Source organism: Blastococcus sp. TF02A-26, assembly GCF_003319125.1.
Classification (GTDB): domain Bacteria; phylum Actinomycetota; class Actinomycetes; order Mycobacteriales; family Geodermatophilaceae; genus Trujillonella.
Genome location: NZ_QOHG01000004.1, coordinates 134397 through 150561, shown reverse-complemented (window position 1 = coordinate 150561; position 16165 = coordinate 134397). Strand labels below are relative to the sequence as shown.

Genomic DNA, 16165 nt, shown 5'->3' with positions numbered 1-16165 from the left:
CGCCGCTACTGTCCGGCCCGTGGCTGACGACCGGCGCGCCCAGTGGCTGCGCGGAGTGCTCGACCTGTGCGTGCTCGCGGAACTGGAGCGGGGGGAGTCCTACGGATACGGGGTCGCCCAGGCCCTGGAGGGACTGGGCCTGGGCCCCGTGCCCGGCGGCACCCTCTACCCGGTGCTGGGCCGGCTCGAGCGGGCGGAGCTGATCCGGTCGCGATGGGTCGACTCGGCGGCGGGGCCGCCGCGCAAGTACTACGCCGTGACAGCGGACGGGCAGGCACTGCTGGCCCGGGAGCGCGAGCAGTGGGCCGGCTTCGCCGCCCGTGTCGGGACGGCGCTGTCCCAGGCGGCCCCCCGGTGAGCCCGGACGGAGCGGCCGCCGGGTGGCTCGACGACCTCGGCCGCGCGCTGCGCCGGGAGAACGTCGACGGCTGGCATCACGACCAGGTGCTGGCCGAGGCCCGGCAGCACCTCGCCGACAGTGGGGAGGATCCGCTCGTGGCCTTCGGCCCGGCCGTCGACTACGCCCGTCTGCTCGCCGGTGAGCTGGCCGGCGCGCCCGTCACGCCGCCGCCGTCGGTGGGGCCGGCCCGGCTCCTGGTCGAGGGCGTCGTGAAGACGTACCGCGGGCGACCGGTTCTCACCGGCGTCGACCTGGCCGTCGCCGGGGGCGAGGTGGCGGCGGTGATCGGGCCCAACGGCGTCGGGAAGTCCACCCTGCTGCGCATCTGCGCCGGACTGGAGAGCCCGGACGCGGGCTCGGTGACCGTCACCGGCGGTCTGGGCTACTGCCCCCAGCGCCCGGCGCTGGTGGACCTGCTGCGCGCCGAGGAGCACATGGAGCTGGTGGGTGCCGGGCGTGGCCTGAGCCGGGCGGAGGCCCGCCGGCACGGCGCCCGCCTGGCCGCAGACCTGGACTGGGTACCCGACCGGAGGCTGGTGGGCGACCTGTCCGGGGGAACCCGGCAGAAGCTCAACGTCGTCCTGGCCGCGCTGGGGGACCCGGCCGTCCTGCTGCTGGACGAGCCGTACCAGGGCTTCGACGGGGAGTCCTTCCTCGACTTCTGGGAGCAGGTGTGGCACTGGCGCGACGAGGGGCGGGCCGTCGTCGTCGTGACCCACCGGCCCGAGCAGCTCAAGCGGGTGGACCGGGTCCTGGACCTGGGGCGCGAGGGAGCCGTGGCCCGGAGGCGGTCGCGGTGAGCCGGGTGCGGGCGGTGGCACGTGCCACCGTGGTCGACCTGCTGCGCCGGCGCACCGTCGTGGTGCTCATGGTCCTGGTGCCCCTGGCGTTCTACGCCGCGCGGCACGACCTGGAGGGCCAGTCCATCCGGTTCCTGGCGATGGGTCTGGCGTGGTCGCTGTCGACGCTGGCGGCGTTCGCCGGCCTGGCCGGGCAGGAGATCGACCCACGGCTGCGGCTGTCGGGGTTCGGTGCCGGCGAGCTGCTGGCCGGGCGGGTGCTCGGGCTGTCGTCCTTCGCGCTGCCGCTGGCCGGGCTGTACGCCGCCGTGGTCCTGGTCGACCGGCGTCCCGAGCGGTGGGCGGGCATCCTGCTCGCGCTCGGGCTGACCGTCGCCGTCGCCCTTCCGGTGGGGCTGGTGGTGGCCGCCCTGCTGCGCCGGCCCCTGGAGTCGGCGATGCTCCTGCTGGTCGTCGCGGGGTTGCAGATGCTCCTGGACCCGGCGGGCGACGCGCCCCGCGCCCTGCCGTTCTGGTCGGTCCGCGAGGTGCTCACCTGGACCGTCGACGGGACCGACGGTGGGTACGTCCGGCGGGCGCTGCTGCACGCGGCGGTGGCCGTCGTCGTGCTGGGCGGGACGACGGTCCTGGCGCGTGCCAGGTCCCTCCGGCGCCGTCCCCACCTCCGGCACTCGGTGGTGTGACGAAGCGGACGCCGCCGACCCGCCGGACGGTCGTGACACGTTCCGTCAGACCCTCGGCGTAGACAGCTCCCAGTGCGAGGATCAGGGGCGGCCCCGGAGCTCCGTCGAGCTCCCCGGGCCCGACCAGGACCCCGCACCGCCGGTCTTCCCCACCGGTCGCCCGCCGGCCCGCCGACGGTCGGGCACGCACGACCACGAGGAGATCGACCGAACCGTGAGCAGCGACTCCTTCGTCCACCTGCACGTCCACACCGAGTACTCGATGTTGGACGGCGCGGCGAAGCTGCCCGAGGTGACCAAGGCCGCCGCCGAGCACGGGATGCCGGCACTGGCGATGACCGACCACGGCAACGTGTTCGGCGCCTACGACTTCTACAAGCAGGCGAACTCCGCCGGCGTGAAGCCGATCATCGGCATGGAGGGCTACTACACGCCCGGCTCGCGCTTCGACCGCGCCCCGTTCGACTTCGGTGACAACCTCATCGACGAGGAGGGCGACGGCGGGTCCAACCGCGGCAAGGCGGCGTACACGCACATGACGCTGCTGGCCCGCACCACCGAGGGGATGCACAACCTCTTCCGCATCTCCTCGCTGGCCAGCCTCGAGGGCCAGTACCGCAAGCCGCGCTTCGACCGGGACCTGCTGGAGAGGTACGGCACGGGCCTGATCGCCACCACCGGCTGCCCGTCGGGCGAGGTGAACATGTGGCTGCGCGCCGGCAAGGAGGACAAGGCGCGGGCGGCCGCGGCCGACTTCCAGGACATCTTCGGCAAGGAGAACTTCTACGCCGAGCTGATGGACCACGGGCTGTCCATCGAGAAGAAGACCCGCCCGGCGCTCATGGCCATCGCGAAGGACCTCGGGATCCCGCTGCTGGCCACCAACGACCTGCACTACACGCACAAGGAGGACGCGCAGGCGCACGACGCGCTGCTGTGCATCCAGACCGGCTCGCGGCTGAACGAGACCAACCGCTTCCGCTTCAACGGCGACGGCTACTACCTGAAGAGCGCCGCGGAGATGCGCGCGCTGTTCGACGGCGACCTGCGCTCGGCGTGCGACAACACGTTGCTGGTCGCCGAGCAGTGCGAGGTCCAGTTCACCGAGGGTGCGGACCTCATGCCGCGCTTCCCGCTGCCGCCGGGGGAGGACGAGACCTCCTGGTTCATCAAGGAGGTCGAGCGCGGGCTGCACAAGCGCTACCCGAACGGCATCCCCGACCACGTGCGCAAGCAGGCCGACTACGAGACCGGGATCATCTGCCAGATGGGCTTCCCGGGGTACTTCCTCGTGGTCGCCGACTTCATCAACTGGGCCAAGGACAACGGCATCCGCGTGGGGCCCGGCCGTGGGTCGGCCGCCGGCTCGCTGGCCGCCTACGCCATGGGCATCACCGACCTGGACCCGCTGGCCCACGGCCTCATCTTCGAGCGCTTCCTCAACCCCGAGCGCGTCTCCATGCCCGACGTCGACATCGACTTCGACGACCGCCGCCGCGGCGAGGTCATCCAGTACGTCTCGCAGAAGTACGGCGAGGAGCGGGTCAGCCAGATCGTCACCTACGGCACGATCAAGGCCAAGGCCGCCATCAAGGACGCCGCCCGCGTGCTCGACCGGCCCTTCTCGGTGGGCGACGAGCTGACCAAGCTCATGCCCCCGGACGTGATGGGCAAGGGCATCCCGCTGTCGGGCGTCTTCGACCCCAAGCACGAGCGCTACAAGGAGGCCGCGGAGTTCCGCGCCCGCTACGAGTCCGACCCCGGCGCCGCCGAGGTGGTCGACCAGGCGCGCAAGCTCGAGGGCCTGAAGCGGCAGTGGGGCGTGCACGCCGCCGGCGTGATCATCGGCCGGTACCCGCTGATCGACAGCATCCCGATCATGCGCCGCGAGGCCGACGGCGCGATCATCACGCAGTTCGACTACCCGACCTGCGAGACGCTCGGCCTGCTCAAGATGGACTTCCTGGGCCTGCGCAACCTCACGGTCATCGACGACGCGCTGCGCAACATCGTGTCGAACGGCAAAGAGGCCATCGACCTCGACGAGATCAGCAAGGACCTCACCGACCCGGCCACGTACGCATTGCTGTCCCGGGGCGAGACCCTCGGCGTCTTCCAGTTCGACGGCGGGCCGATGCGCTCGCTGCTGCGCCTCATGCGGCCGGACAACTTCGAGGACATCTCCGCCGTCGGCGCGCTCTACCGACCCGGTCCGATGGGCGCGAACTCGCACACCAACTACGCGCTGCGCAAGAACGGCCAGCAGGAGATCACGCCGATCCACCCCGAGCTGGCCGAGCCGCTCGAGGAGATCCTGGGCGGCACCTACGGCCTGATCGTGTACCAGGAGCAGGTCATGGCGATCGCGCAGAAGGTCGCCGGCTACTCCCTCGGCAAGGCCGACCTGCTGCGCCGTGCGATGGGCAAGAAGAAGAAGTCCGTCCTGGACGCCGAGTTCGTCGGCTTCGAGGCCGGGATGAAGGAGCGCGGCTTCTCGGCCGCCGCCATCAAGACGCTGTGGGACATCCTCGTCCCGTTCGCCGACTACGCGTTCAACAAGGCGCACTCGGCGGCCTACGGCCTGGTCTCCTACTGGACCGCCTACCTCAAGGCGAACTACCCGGCCGAGTACATGGCCGGGCTCCTCACCAGCGTCCAGGACGACAAGGACCGCCGGCCGATCTACCTGGCCGAGTGCCGCCGGATGGGCATCAAGGTGCTCCCGCCGGACGTCAACGAGTCGTCCTGGGACTTCACCGCCGTCGGCACCGACATCCGCTTCGGCCTGGCCTCGGTGCGCAACGTCGGCCACAACGTCGTCGACTCGATCGTGCGGGCCCGCGAGGAGAAGGGCGCCTTCAAGGACTTCGCCGACTTCATGAAGAAGATCGACACGGTGGCCTGCAACAAGAAGGTCATCGAGTCCCTCGCCAAGGCCGGCGCCTTCGACTCCCTCGGCCACTCCCGGCAGGGCATCGTCGCCGTCCACGCGCAGGCGGTGGACTCGGCCATGGGGCTCAAGCGCAAGGAGGCCGAGGGGCAGTTCGACCTCTTCGGCAGCTTCGGCGACGACGCCGGCGCCGACGACCCGTTCGCCGGCGCGCTCGACATCACCATTCCCACCGCGGACTGGTCGAAGAACGAGCGGCTCATGTTCGAGCGCGACATGCTCGGGCTCTACGTCTCCGACCACCCGCTGCACGGGGTGGAGCACGTGCTCACCTCGCACGCCGACACCCCGATCGCGGAGATCAACGCCGGTGGCGTGGAGGACGGCGCGAACGTCACGATCGCCGGCATCCTCACCGCGGTCTCCCCGCGCACCAACAAGCAGGGCGCGCCGTGGGCGATCGCGACGGTCGAGGACCTCGAGTCCGGCATCGAGGTGCTGTTCTTCCCCAAGACCTGGGCCGAGGTGTCGGAGCGGGTGGTCCGCGACCAGATCGTCGTGGTCAAGGGCCGGATCAGCCGCCGCGACGACCAGCCGTCGGTGTTCGGCGCCGAGGTGACCGTCCCGGAGCTCACCGAGGGTCCGCGCGGTCCGGTGCTGGTGTCGATGCCGGCCGCCCGCTGCACGCCGCCGGTCGTCGAGCGGCTGCGCGAGGTTCTCGGCAGCCACCCCGGCACGACCGAGGTTCAGCTGAAGCTGGTCAACGGCGCCCGCGAGACCGTGCTGCGGCTGGACCAGGGGCTGCGCGTGCGGCCGAGCACCGCGCTGATGGGCGACATCAAGGCGCTGCTCGGGCCGACCAGCGTCGCGCTGCTGTGAACCCCCTCCGGTCGTGACCGCGCCGGGAGGGTTCACTGAAGGGGTGAGTGACACCGCCGGCCCGCTGCCGGCTGCCGCGGACACCGGCCCGGTGACGACCACCGGACGTCGCGCCGACCGGCGGTCGCGGCCGGTCGCCGGCCGGTGGGGTGGCGTCGCGGAGCTGCGCGCCGACCTCGTGCCGGCGCTGCGACTGACCGCCGCCCTCGTCCTGACCGGGATCCCTGCCGGCCTGCTGTGGTGGGCGCTGGCGCCGCGGGAGGACTACCGCGTGCTCGCCGACGGCGGCGTGGAGGCCCTCGGTGACACCTCCGCGGAGCTCTTCGCCGCCGATGACGCCGTCTTCGTGCTGATCCTCGCCGGGCTCGGGCTGCTGGCCGGGATCGCTGCCTGGTCGCTGCGCCGCCGTCGCGGGGTCACCGTGCTCGTGGCACTCGCCGTGGGCACCGGCCTGGCCGGGCTGCTGGCCTGGCAGCTGGGGGAGCTGCTCGGTCCCGGCCCGACGGCCGACGAGCTGTCCGACGTCGGGTCGACCGTGACCACCCGGCTGGAGCTGGCGTCGATGCCGGCGCTGGCGGTGGGGCCGTTCGTCGCGGTGCTGGTCTACGTCGTGGCGACGCTGCTGGCCGCCGGCGAGGACCTCGGCCGCGACTAGTCGTCAGCCACGGACCCTCGCCGGGCAGCGCTCCTGTCGCGTTGCACCGGAACAGCACAGCTGCCGGGTGACAGCGACGACGCCGGCTGCAGGGGCATGATCGCCGTCGTGCCCGCGGAGGAGCCGACGTCCGAGCGGACCGTCACCCTGTCGCTGGAGTGGGACCGGGGGGCCGGTGCCGGTTACGTGGCCTTCGGCCGGATCGGCGCCGGCGAGGCCGTGTCGCAGCGGATCGTCGAGAACCCGCTGCCCGGGATCGGCGACGTCGTCCTGGACTTCGACGAGCGGGGCCGGCTCATCGGGATCGAGTTCCTCGACGAGCGCGCAGTCCCGCCGGGTCTCGCCACGCCCTGAGGTGCCTGGGCAGGCGCTCGAAACATGTCGTCACAGCGCCGCTCACCCGCGACGATGAGGTCGTGAAGCTCGCCGACCTGCAGCTCGAGGACAAGACCGTGTCCATCGGCCACCTGGTGCTGACCAGCGGTGGCCGCCGGCAGGAGTTCGTGGACGTGACCGCGGCCTTCGCCGCCGGCTTCATCTACGTCGAGCGTTTCCTCGCCGGCCGGATCGTCGTCAGCGCGTACCCGGCGGCCACCGTCGAGGTGGCCGAGGACATCTCCGCCGGCGGCCCGCTGACGTGGTGACGCCTAGTTGACGCTGGTGGGACCGGCGAAGCGCTGCAGCGGCGCCGGCACCGCGCCGATCGTCTCCAGCAGCGTCAGCTCCCGGCGCAGCAGCCGGGACTCGGTGGCCAGCCGCCGGCGGGTCGCCGACTCCGCCAACAGTGCCTGCCGGTCCTCGGTGGTCAGCAGCGCCGCCGAGGCCACGAGGTAGGACAGCGCCGTCGGGTCGTCGCCCACCGCGGCCATGAGCGCGGCGCTCTCCGCGTCGCTGCTGGGCGGGACGGGTCTGTCCCCGGCCTCGGCCACCTCCTCGCCGTCGCCCACGCGCAGCGCGCCGACCGCGGCCACGTACCGGGCGAACAGGTCACCGACGTTGCGCACGAGGACGTCCATGCTGCCCCGGGCGACCGAGTCGACGAGCTCGTCCAACCCGGCCGCGGCCGCCTCGTCCGGCGGGGCCAGGGGCACCTCGCCGGGCAGCCCCACGATGCCCTCCGCGTCGCCCGCGGCCTCCTCGGCGGCCTCCTCCTCGGCCAGCCACTCGACCTCGGCCTGCAGGTAGGGCGGGTCGTCGGCGACCAGGACGTCGAGCAGCCGGAACCGGTCCCCGCCGACCGTGGAGATGTGGAACCCACCGTCGGACAGCGGCCGCACCGACTGCAGCCGGGCGGTGCAGCCGATGTCGTAGAGCGCCTCGGCCGGCGCCACCCGCTCGACCTCCCAGCCCTGCCGGATGGCCACGACGCCGAAGAAGCCGGGCGTCCGCTCCTCGGCCCGCTGCACCAGCAGGTCGCGCATCAGCCGGCGGTACCGCGGCTCGAAGATGCGCAGGGGCAGGACGACGCCCGGGAAGAGGGGCGTCCCCAGCGGGAAGAGCGGGATGACAGCGCCGGCTTGCATGCCCACGCGGCGAGCCTAGGGCCCCGGGGTGGCGGTACCGGCCGCGGCTACCCTGGGAGGTCGCCGTCCCCTCGCCGCTCCCCGGAGGCATCCCCGTGCTCAGCCGCATCGACCTGCGCGGATCCGCGCTGCCGGGGGTGCGCGAGCTCTCCGGGCTGCTGCCCCGCGCCGCCACCGACATCGACTCGGTGCTGACCACGGTGCGCCCGCTGTGCGAGGACGTGCGCGTGCGCGGCGCCCAGGCGGTCCGCGAGATCACCGCCCGGCTCGACGGGGTGGACGCCGAGGACTTCGCGGTCCCGCCGGCGGCGATCACCGAGGCCCTCTACACCATCGACCCGACCGTGCGGGCGGCGCTCGAGGAGGCGATCGCCCGCGTCCGCCGGGTGCACGCCGACCAGGCCCGCACCGACGTCACCACCCAGGTCGTCCGCGGCGGCACCGTCACCGAGCGCTGGGTCCCCGTCCGCCGGGTCGGCCTGTACGTGCCCGGAGGCCTGGCGCCGCTGCTGTCCAGCGTGGTCATGAACGTCGTCCCGGCGCAGATCGCCGGCGTCGAGTCCATCGCCGTCGCCTCCCCGCCGCAGCGCGACAACGGCGGGCTGCCCGACCCCGGCGTGCTGGCCGCCTGCGCGCTGCTCGGCGTCACCGAGGTCTACGCCGTCGGCGGTGCCCAGGCGATCGCCGTCTTCGGCTACGGCGCGGGGTCCTGCGAGCCGGTCGACATGGTCACCGGTCCGGGCAACGTCTACGTGACGGCGGCCAAGCGGCTGCTGCGCGGGCTCATCGGCATCGACTCCGAGGCCGGCCCGACCGAGGTCGCGATCCTCGCCGACGACACCGCCGACCCGGCGCACGTCGCCGCCGACCTGATCAGCCAGGCCGAGCACGACCCGCTGGCCGGCGCGGTCCTGGTCACCGACAGCGAGGAGCTGGCCGACGCCGTCCTGAGCCTCGTCCCCGCCCAGGTCGCGGCCACCAAGCACTCCGACCGCATCAGCACCGCGCTGCACGGCACCCAGTCCGGCATCGTCCTGGTCGACGACGTGGAGGCGGGCCTGCGCGTGGTCGACGCCTACGCCGCGGAGCACCTGGAGATCCAGACCCGCGACGCCCGCGAGGTCGCGGCGCGGGTGCGCAACGCCGGCGCCATCTTCGTCGGCGCCTGGTCGCCGGTGAGCCTCGGCGACTACTGCGCCGGCTCGAACCACGTGCTGCCCACCGGCGGCTGCGCGCGGCACTCCAGCGGGCTGAGCGTGCAGTCGTTCCTGCGCGGCATCCACGTCGTGGAGTACGACGAGCAGGCCCTCGCCGAGGTCGCCGGCCACATCGACGCCCTCGCCGGCGCCGAGGACCTGCCCGCCCACGCGGCGGCGGTGCGGGCGCGGCAGCGCGCATGACCTCGCTCGACGCCCTGCCGCTGCGCCCGGAGCTGCGCGGCAAGACGCCGTACGGGGCCCCGCAGCTTCAGGTCACCCACCGGCTCAACACCAACGAGAACCCCTATCCGCTGCCCCCGGAGCTGCTCGCCGACCTCGCCACGGCGCTGGCCGAGGCCGCCGTGGAGCTGAACCGCTACCCCGACCGGGACGCGGTCGCGCTGCGCACCGACCTCGCGGCGTACCTGACCCGGACGGCGGGGGAGCGGTTCGGGCCCGAGCAGGTGTGGGCGGCCAACGGCTCCAACGAGGTGCTGCAGCAGATCCTGCAGGCCTTCGGCGGCGCCGGCCGCACCGCGCTGGGGTTCACGCCGTCGTACTCGATGCACCCGATCATCTCCGCGGGCACCGGCACCGGCTGGGTCGACGGGCACCGCCGCGCCGACTTCACGATCGACCCGGACGCCGCCGCCGCGCAGGTGCGCGAGCTCCGGCCGGACGTGGTCTTCGTGACCAGCCCCAACAACCCGACCGGCACCGCGGTCGACCTGGCCACCATCGAGGCGCTCTACGAGGCCACGACCGGGGTGCTCGTCGTCGACGAGGCCTACGCCGAGTTCGCCCGCACCGGGACGCCGTCCGCGCTGAGCCTGCTGCCCGGCCGCCCCCGGCTGGTCGTCAGCCGCACGATGAGCAAGGCCTTCGGTATGGCCGGGCTGCGGCTGGGCTACCTGGCCGCCGACCCGGCCGTCGTCGACGCCCTGCAGCTGGTCCGGCTGCCCTACCACCTGAGCGCGCTCACCCAGGCCGCCGCCCGGGCCGCGCTGGCGCACACCGACGCGCTGCTGGCGACGGTCGACGCGGTCAAGGCCGAGCGCGACCGCATCGTCGCCGCGCTGCCGGGCCTGGGGCTGACCAGCGTCCCGAGCGACGCGAACTTCGTGCTCTTCGGCCGGTTCGCCGACGCGCACGCCGCCTGGCAGGCCATGCTGGACCGCGACGTCCTCGTGCGCGACGTCGGCATCCCCGGCTGGCTGCGGGTGACCGCCGGCACGCCCGCCGAGACCGAGGCCTTCCTCACCGCACTGGGTGAGGTGGCACCCGCCCACCGCCTGGGAGACTGATCCCCATGAACCGCACCGCCCGTGTCGAGCGCGCCACCAGCGAGACCAAGCTGGTGGTCGAGGTCGACCTCGACGGAACCGGCACCAGCGAGATCAGCACCGGCGTCGGGTTCTACGACCACATGCTCACCGCGCTGAGCAAGCACAGCGGCATCGACCTCCGCGTGCAGGCCGACGGCGACCTGCACATCGACGCCCACCACACGGTGGAGGACGTCGCCATCGCCCTCGGCCAGGCCTTCGCCGAGGCGCTCGGGGACAAGAAGGGCATCACCCGCTACGGCGACGCCACCATCCCCATGGACGAGGTGCTCGTCCAGGCCGCCGTCGACCTCTCCGGCCGGCCGTACTTCGTGCACGCCGAGCCCGAGAACATGACGCCGATGATCGGGCCGGACTACCCGACGTCCCTCACCAAGCACGTCCTGGAGACCTTCGCCTTCAACGCGCGGATCTCCCTGCACGTGCGGGTCCTCTACGCCGGCCGCGACGCCCACCACATCGTCGAGGGCCAGTTCAAGGCCCTGGCCCGCGCCCTGCGCGCCGCCGTCGCGCTCGACGGGCGCAGCGGCATCCCCTCGACCAAGGGCGCTCTGTAGCAGGTGAACTCCGGCATCCTGCTGCTCCTGCTGGGCGGCTTCCTGCTGGGCGGCGCGTGGAGCATCTGGAAGTCCGACCCGGACACCGGTGTGCGGACCCCGCCCCAGGTCGCCTTCGCCGTCGTCCTGCTCGTCGCCGCCCTGCTGGCGACCGCGGCGGGCATCCTCCGGCTGGTGTGACCGAGGAGCGGTTCCTCGGGATCGTCCTCGCCGACCCGACGGTGCGGGCCGTGCTCGAGCGGGCGCCGCGGCTCGGCGTCGACGACTGACGAAGGACCCCCGTGCCCCCCACCGCTCGCGAGCTCGCGGCGGGCCCCTGCACGGGGGCCGACCCGGGGGTCAAGGACGCCGACCTCTTCTACTTCGACCCCGACACCTCCTGGGCGGCGGAGGACGCGGTGATCCGCCGCGGTGCCGAGCTGTTCGCCGGCGTCGACGCCCCGGTCGAGATCCGCAACGAGGCCCGGGTGCACCTCTGGTACGCCGACCGCTTCGGGGTGCCGGCGCCGCCGTTCCGCGACTGCGCCGACGCGATCGACCACTTCGCCGCGGTCTGCTGCTGCCTCGGGGTGACCCTCGACGGCGACCGGCCCCGGGTCTACGCCCCCTTCGGCCTCGACGACCTGTTCGGCCTCGTCGTCCGTCCCAACCGGCGGCTGGCCACCCGCGAGGCCTACGAGGCCAAGGCGGCGCGGTGGAGTGCGGTCTGGCCCGAGCTGACCGTGCTGCCGTACGACGCCTGACGGGAATCCCCGCCGGCCCTCCGGCGCTGGTCAGTACCGTGGCAGGCGTGAAGAAGAAGGTCGTCGTCCTCGACTACGGGTCGGGCAACCTGCGCTCGGCCGAGCGCGCCCTGGCGCGGGTGGGCGCCGACGTGACCGTCACCGCCGACCCGCAGGCCGCCCTGGACGCCGACGGTCTGATGGTGCCGGGCGTCGGGGCCTTCGCCGCCTGCATGGACGGGCTGCGCGCCGTCGACGGCCCGAAGATCATCGGCCGGCGGCTGGCCGGTGGGCGCCCGGTGCTCGGGGTCTGCGTCGGCATGCAGATCCTCTTCGAGAAGGGCGTCGAGCACGGCCACGACGCCGAGGGCTGCGGCGAGTGGCCCGGTGTCGTGGAGCCGCTGCAGGCGCCGGTGCTGCCCCACATGGGCTGGAACACCGTCGAGGCGCCCGCGGACTCGGTGCTCTTCGACGGCCTCGCCGACCAGCGCTTCTACTTCGTGCACTCCTACGGCGTCCGCGACTTCACCCTCGGCCAGGACGACCCGACCTCGCGGCTCGCGCCGCCGAAGGTGACCTGGGCCGAGCACGGCGACCGCTTCGTCGCCGGCGTCGAGAACGTCGCCCTGTCGGCGACCCAGTTCCACCCGGAGAAGAGCGGCGACGCCGGCGCGCAGCTGCTCACCAACTGGCTGAACACCCTCTGACCCCCCGAGGAGGAGGGGCGGCTCACCGCAGCCCGGCCCACTCCTCGGCCAGCGCGACCCGCGCCTCGGTGGCCGGGGCCCAGTTCGCCTGCTGGACGCGGAACGGACCCGTGGCCAGTCCGACCAGGACGCCGGCGACGCGTGCCCGCAGCTCGTCGCCGGCGGAGCGCGCGGAGAGGAACGCCTCGACCCGGGCCCGGTAGGTGGCCACGGGGGCCGGATCGGAGGCCAGGAGCTCGAGCAGCGCCAGGTGACCCAGCAGGGTCGCCCAGTCGTCGATGCGCGCACCGGGCCCGGCCGTGTCGACGTCCAGCAGGCCCACGACGCGGCCGGCGTCCACGAGGAGCTGGCCCTCGTAGAAGTCGCCGTGCACGGGCACGAGCGGCTGCGGTCGCACCGCCGCGGCCACGGCGGTGGTGACCCTCCCGAGCCGCGGCCGGAGCTCGGGGCAGATCAGCCCGACCACCGTGGCGTGGGCACGGGTCCGCGGTACCGGATCGGTGGGGTCGCGCCGGCCGGCCGGCCCCCCGAGCGGGGGCAGCGCGTCGAGCACGGTGGCCAGGTGCTCCGGTGGCGGGAGTGCCGCCGGGTCGCCGCCCAGCGCGGCCCGCATCGGCGTGCCGGGCAGAGCGGGGAGGACGAGCACGCCGTCCTCGGTGGTGGCCACCACCGGCGGCACCGGCACGGCCCCGGCCAGCGCCCGGTGCCGGTCGGCCAGCGCGGGCGCGGCGGCCGGTCGCACCACCTTGAGGAACCACCGGCCGTCCGGCGAGGTCGCCTCCACGACGGCGCGGCGGCCGGGCCGGTAGGCGCGCAACCGCAGGCGCAGCGGGCCGGCGTCCACGCCGAGCACCGCCAGCCGCTGCGCGGCGCGTGCTGCCGAGGCCGCCCAGGCCAGGCCGGGCAGGGCCGGGTCGGACGGCCATCGCCACAGGCCGACGGCGACCGTCGACCCGTCGTCCCCGGGACCCTCGACGACCGCGGCGCCCGACGGGATCCGCGAGCCGGTCGCCGCGGCCAGCGACTCCCGCGTGGCCCGGCCGTCGGCCCAGGCGACGTCGGCGACGTACCGGACCGCGGCCGAGCCGTCGGCGCGCAACGTCACGGTCGCAGCCCGCAGGTCGGCGAGGCGGCCGCCCAGAGGTGCCAGGACCGCGGCCCACGCGTCTCCCGCCGCCGGGCCCAGCAGCAGCCGCAGGGACGGTGGCCAGTCGGCGGGGAGGCGGCCGGTCACCAGCGGCCCCGGTGCACGACCTCCTCGACACCCCGGCGCCCGCGCCTCAGCGACGGCGAGCGGCGGTCCCCGTCGCCCGGGTAGCCGACCGCGACGACGCCCACCGGCCGGTGGGTGCCCGGCACGCCGAAGGTCTCGCGCAGCGCGTCCACCCGCTCGGCCGGGACGCCGAAGAAGCAGGCGCCCAGCCCCTCGTCGACGGCGGTCAGGAGCACGAGCAGCGACGCCATGCCGGTGTCGACGTCCCAGTAGGGCACCGGCCACCGGGCCTCGTCGCGGTCGGTCCAGCCCTTGTCCGGCTCGGCGTACCGGTCGAGGTAGGCCTCCTTGTGGCTGAACGGCACGATCAGCAGCGGAGCCCGGCGCATGCGGGTCAGCCAGCCGTCCGGCGTGCCGGAGTCGGTCGTGGCGGCCCAGAACGCGGCCCGCTCCTCGCCGCTCTCCAGCACGAGGAACGCCCACCCCTGGCTGAACCCCGCCGACGGCGCCCGGATCGCGTGCTCCAGCAGACGCTCGCGCACCTCGGCCGGCACCGGCCGGTCGGGGTCGTAGTCGCGGACCATCCGTCTGCGGCGGACCACCTCACCGAACTCCACGGCGGACAGCCTGCCGCAGGGGGTGCAGGCCGCCGCTCCTAGGCTGTGCGCCGTGCCGAAGCTGCAGCTGCTCCCCGCCGTCGACGTCGCCGACGGTCAGGCCGTCCGCCTGGTGCAGGGGGAGGCCGGGAGCGAGACCTCCTACGGCGACCCGCTCGAGGCGGCGATGCAGTGGCAGCGCGACGGTGCCGAGTGGGTCCACCTCGTCGACCTCGACGCCGCCTTCGGCCGGGGCAGCAACCGCGAGCTGCTCGCCCGCGTGGTCGGCGAGCTCGACGTCGACGTGGAGCTCTCCGGCGGCATCCGGGACGACGAGTCCCTGGCCGCCGCGCTGGCCACCGGCTGCCGCCGGGTCAACCTGGGCACCGCCGCGCTCGAGTCGCCCGAGTGGTGTGCCCGGGCCATCGCCGAGCACGGTGACCGCATCGCCGTCGGCCTCGACGTCCGGGGCACCCGGCTGGCCGCCCGCGGCTGGACCCGCGAGGGCGGCGAGCTGTACGAGACGCTCGCCCGGCTCGACGCCGAGGGCTGCGCCCGCTACGTGGTCACCGACATCACCAAGGACGGCACCCTGCGCGGGCCGAACCTCGACCTGCTGCGCGAGGTCTGCGCCGCCACCCCGAAGCCGGTGATCGCCTCCGGCGGGGTCAGCTCGCTGGACGACATCCGGGCGCTGGCCGGGCTGGCCGCGATCGGGGTCGAGGGCGCCATCGTCGGCAAGGCGCTGTACGCGGGTGCGTTCACCCTCCCCGAGGCGCTGCGGGTGACCGAGGAGCTGGCGTGACGGTCCTCAACCTGGGGTCGGCGAACCCCTGGGAGCCGGTGGTCGGCTACAGCCGGATCGTCGTCCGCGGCGACACCGCCTGGATCAGCGGGACGACGTCGACGGTCGACGGCGCGGTCGCCCACCCGGGAGACGCCGCGGCGCAGACCCGCCAGGTCCTGACCACGATCGAGCGGTCGCTGGAGCGGGCCGGGTTCACCCTCGCCGACGTCGTCCGGACCCGGATCTACGTGACCGACATCGGGCGCTGGGAGGAGGTCGGGCGGGTGCACGGCGAGTTCTTCGGCGACATCCGGCCGGCCGCCACGATGGTCGAGGTGTCGGCGCTGATCGACCCGGACCTGCTGGTCGAGATCGAGGCCGACGCGGTGCGGGAGCCGGCAGCGTGAGCCTCGCCGTCCGCGTGATCCCCTGCCTGGACGTCGACGCCGGCCGGGTGGTCAAGGGCGTCAACTTCGTCGACCTGCGCGACGCCGGTGACCCGGTGGAGATGGCCCGCGTCTACGACGCCGAGGGCGCCGACGAGCTGACCTTCCTCGACATCACCGCCAGCTCCGGGGACCGCGAGACCACCTACGACGTCGTCCGGCGCACGGCGGAGAGCGTGTTCATCCCGCTCACCGTCGGCGGGGGAGTGCGCAGCGCCGACGACGTCGACCGGCTGCTGCGCAACGGCGCGGACAAGGTCGCCGTCAACACCGCGGCGGTCGCCCGGCCGGAGCTGATCAGCGAGATCGCCGACCGGTTCGGCAACCAGGTGCTCGTGCTGTCCCTCGACGCCCGCCGCTGCCGGGACGGCGCGGTCACCGACTCGGGCTTCGAGATCACCACGCACGGCGGGCGGCGGGGCACCGGCCGCGACGCCGTCGAGTGGGTCGCGCAGGCCGCCGAGCTCGGGGTCGGCGAGGTCCTGCTCAACTCCATGGACGCCGACGGGACCCTGGCCGGCTTCGACCTGGAGCTGATCCGGGCCGTCCGCCGCGAGGTGACCGTGCCGGTGATCGCCAGCGGGGGAGCGGGCGAGGTGTCGCACTTCGCCCCCGCCGTCGAGGCCGGCGCCGACGCCGTCCTGGCCGCGAGCGTCTTCCACTTCGGGAAGATGCGGATCGGCGAGGTCAAGGCCGCGCTGGCCGGCTCCGGCGTCCCGATCCGCGCCGAGTCCGACCACCCCCTGCCGTAGCGGAGTCGCT

General features: G+C 74.0%; 19 protein-coding genes. 16 read left to right on the top strand and 3 right to left on the bottom strand.

The genetic code is table 11. The annotated features are described in order from the left end of the window. Positions 1-19: 19 nt before the first annotated feature. The 7 genes from DQ240_RS06090 (at position 20) to DQ240_RS06060 (ending at position 6951) form a co-directional block, all read left to right on the top strand. Entirely contained in the window at positions 20-358 is a 339-nt protein-coding gene (locus tag DQ240_RS06090) for a PadR family transcriptional regulator (protein WP_113838724.1), read from the top strand. Next, positions 355-1200 (top strand): ATP-binding cassette domain-containing protein, encoded by an 846-nt coding sequence (locus DQ240_RS06085; RefSeq protein ID WP_199589101.1) that lies wholly within the window; start codon positions 355-357, stop codon positions 1198-1200. Before DQ240_RS06090 ends, DQ240_RS06085 begins: the two co-directional genes overlap by 4 nt. Before the next feature lie 14 nt (positions 1201-1214). Continuing rightward, positions 1215-1883 carry a hypothetical protein gene (locus DQ240_RS06080; RefSeq protein WP_147261945.1) on the top strand — a complete coding sequence of 223 codons (669 nt, stop codon included), beginning with the start codon at positions 1215-1217 and terminating at the stop codon, positions 1881-1883. Positions 1884-2097: 214 nt separating this feature from the next. Continuing rightward, positions 2098-5652 carry a DNA polymerase III subunit alpha gene (dnaE, locus tag DQ240_RS06075; protein ID WP_113838852.1) on the top strand — a complete coding sequence of 1185 codons (3555 nt, stop codon included), beginning with the start codon at positions 2098-2100 and terminating at the stop codon, positions 5650-5652. Between the two features lie 43 nt (positions 5653-5695). After that, the gene (locus DQ240_RS06070) at positions 5696-6307 is read left to right on the top strand and encodes a DUF2567 domain-containing protein (protein WP_158548552.1); all 612 of its coding nucleotides are present in this window, start codon (positions 5696-5698) and stop codon (positions 6305-6307) included. 108 nt (positions 6308-6415) lie between these two features. After that, positions 6416-6661 (top strand): DUF2283 domain-containing protein, encoded by a 246-nt coding sequence (locus DQ240_RS06065; RefSeq protein ID WP_158548550.1) that lies wholly within the window; start codon positions 6416-6418, stop codon positions 6659-6661. A gap of 62 nt (positions 6662-6723) precedes the next feature. Then, positions 6724-6951 (top strand): hypothetical protein, encoded by a 228-nt coding sequence (locus DQ240_RS06060; RefSeq protein ID WP_113838720.1) that lies wholly within the window; start codon positions 6724-6726, stop codon positions 6949-6951. Between the two features lie 3 nt (positions 6952-6954). Here the strand turns inward: DQ240_RS06060 and DQ240_RS06055 are convergent, their stop codons facing one another. Then, positions 6955-7830 carry an LON peptidase substrate-binding domain-containing protein gene (locus tag DQ240_RS06055; protein ID WP_113838851.1) on the bottom strand — a complete coding sequence of 292 codons (876 nt, stop codon included), beginning with the start codon at positions 7828-7830 and terminating at the stop codon, positions 6955-6957. A gap of 95 nt (positions 7831-7925) precedes the next feature. Between DQ240_RS06055 and hisD the strand changes: the two genes are divergently transcribed. The 6 genes from hisD to hisH all read left to right on the top strand — a co-directional run bounded on the left by hisD (position 7926) and on the right by hisH (position 12361). Then, entirely contained in the window at positions 7926-9230 is a 1305-nt protein-coding gene (gene hisD, locus DQ240_RS06050; RefSeq protein WP_113838719.1) for a histidinol dehydrogenase, read from the top strand. Next, a complete protein-coding gene (locus DQ240_RS06045) occupies positions 9227-10333 on the top strand; it encodes a histidinol-phosphate transaminase (protein ID WP_113838718.1) in 1107 nt (368 codons plus the stop codon). Before hisD ends, DQ240_RS06045 begins: the two co-directional genes overlap by 4 nt. A gap of 5 nt (positions 10334-10338) precedes the next feature. Next, complete coding sequence (gene hisB, locus DQ240_RS06040; protein WP_113838717.1) at positions 10339-10932, top strand: imidazoleglycerol-phosphate dehydratase HisB; 594 nt, start codon at positions 10339-10341, stop codon at positions 10930-10932. Positions 10933-10935: 3 nt separating this feature from the next. Then, entirely contained in the window at positions 10936-11112 is a 177-nt protein-coding gene (locus DQ240_RS23555; RefSeq protein WP_199589099.1) for a hypothetical protein, read from the top strand. 101 nt (positions 11113-11213) lie between these two features. Next, positions 11214-11675, top strand: a complete 462-nt coding sequence (locus tag DQ240_RS06035; protein WP_113838716.1) for a nucleotidyltransferase family protein — start codon at positions 11214-11216, stop codon at positions 11673-11675. 47 nt (positions 11676-11722) lie between these two features. Beyond that, complete coding sequence (gene hisH / locus DQ240_RS06030; RefSeq protein ID WP_113838715.1) at positions 11723-12361, top strand: imidazole glycerol phosphate synthase subunit HisH; 639 nt, start codon at positions 11723-11725, stop codon at positions 12359-12361. 22 nt (positions 12362-12383) lie between these two features. Here hisH and DQ240_RS06025 read toward each other — a convergent pair whose 3' ends face one another. Continuing rightward, positions 12384-13595 carry an aminoglycoside phosphotransferase family protein gene (locus DQ240_RS06025; RefSeq protein ID WP_113838714.1) on the bottom strand — a complete coding sequence of 404 codons (1212 nt, stop codon included), beginning with the start codon at positions 13593-13595 and terminating at the stop codon, positions 12384-12386. Further along, complete coding sequence (locus DQ240_RS06020; protein WP_113838713.1) at positions 13592-14191, bottom strand: nitroreductase family protein; 600 nt, start codon at positions 14189-14191, stop codon at positions 13592-13594. Before DQ240_RS06020 ends, DQ240_RS06025 begins: the two co-directional genes overlap by 4 nt. Positions 14192-14243: 52 nt before the next feature. On the opposite strand from DQ240_RS06020, the gene priA reads away from it, so the two are divergent. From priA to hisF, 3 genes are read left to right on the top strand one after another with little or no spacing between them, the layout of a single operon-like run. Further along, entirely contained in the window at positions 14244-14975 is a 732-nt protein-coding gene (gene priA / locus DQ240_RS06015) for a bifunctional 1-(5-phosphoribosyl)-5-((5-phosphoribosylamino)methylideneamino)imidazole-4-carboxamide isomerase/phosphoribosylanthranilate isomerase PriA (RefSeq protein WP_113838712.1), read from the top strand. Next, positions 14972-15364, top strand: coding sequence for a RidA family protein (locus DQ240_RS06010; protein ID WP_113838711.1), 393 nt, complete (start codon positions 14972-14974; stop codon positions 15362-15364). The genes priA and DQ240_RS06010 overlap by 4 nt, the downstream gene beginning before the upstream one ends. Then, positions 15361-16155, top strand: a complete 795-nt coding sequence (gene hisF, locus DQ240_RS06005; protein ID WP_113838710.1) for an imidazole glycerol phosphate synthase subunit HisF — start codon at positions 15361-15363, stop codon at positions 16153-16155. Before DQ240_RS06010 ends, hisF begins: the two co-directional genes overlap by 4 nt. Positions 16156-16165: the final 10 nt, after the last annotated feature.

What these genes read in the sequence shown, in the direction of transcription:
- DQ240_RS06055 (WP_113838851.1), bottom strand. Translation starts at nt 7,830, where the DNA reads ATGCAAGCCGGCGCTGTCATCCCGCTCTTCCCGCTGGGGACGCCCCTC.
- DQ240_RS06045 (WP_113838718.1), top strand. Translation starts at nt 9,227, where the DNA reads ATGACCTCGCTCGACGCCCTGCCGCTGCGCCCGGAGCTGCGCGGCAAG.
- hisB (WP_113838717.1), top strand. Translation starts at nt 10,339, where the DNA reads ATGAACCGCACCGCCCGTGTCGAGCGCGCCACCAGCGAGACCAAGCTG.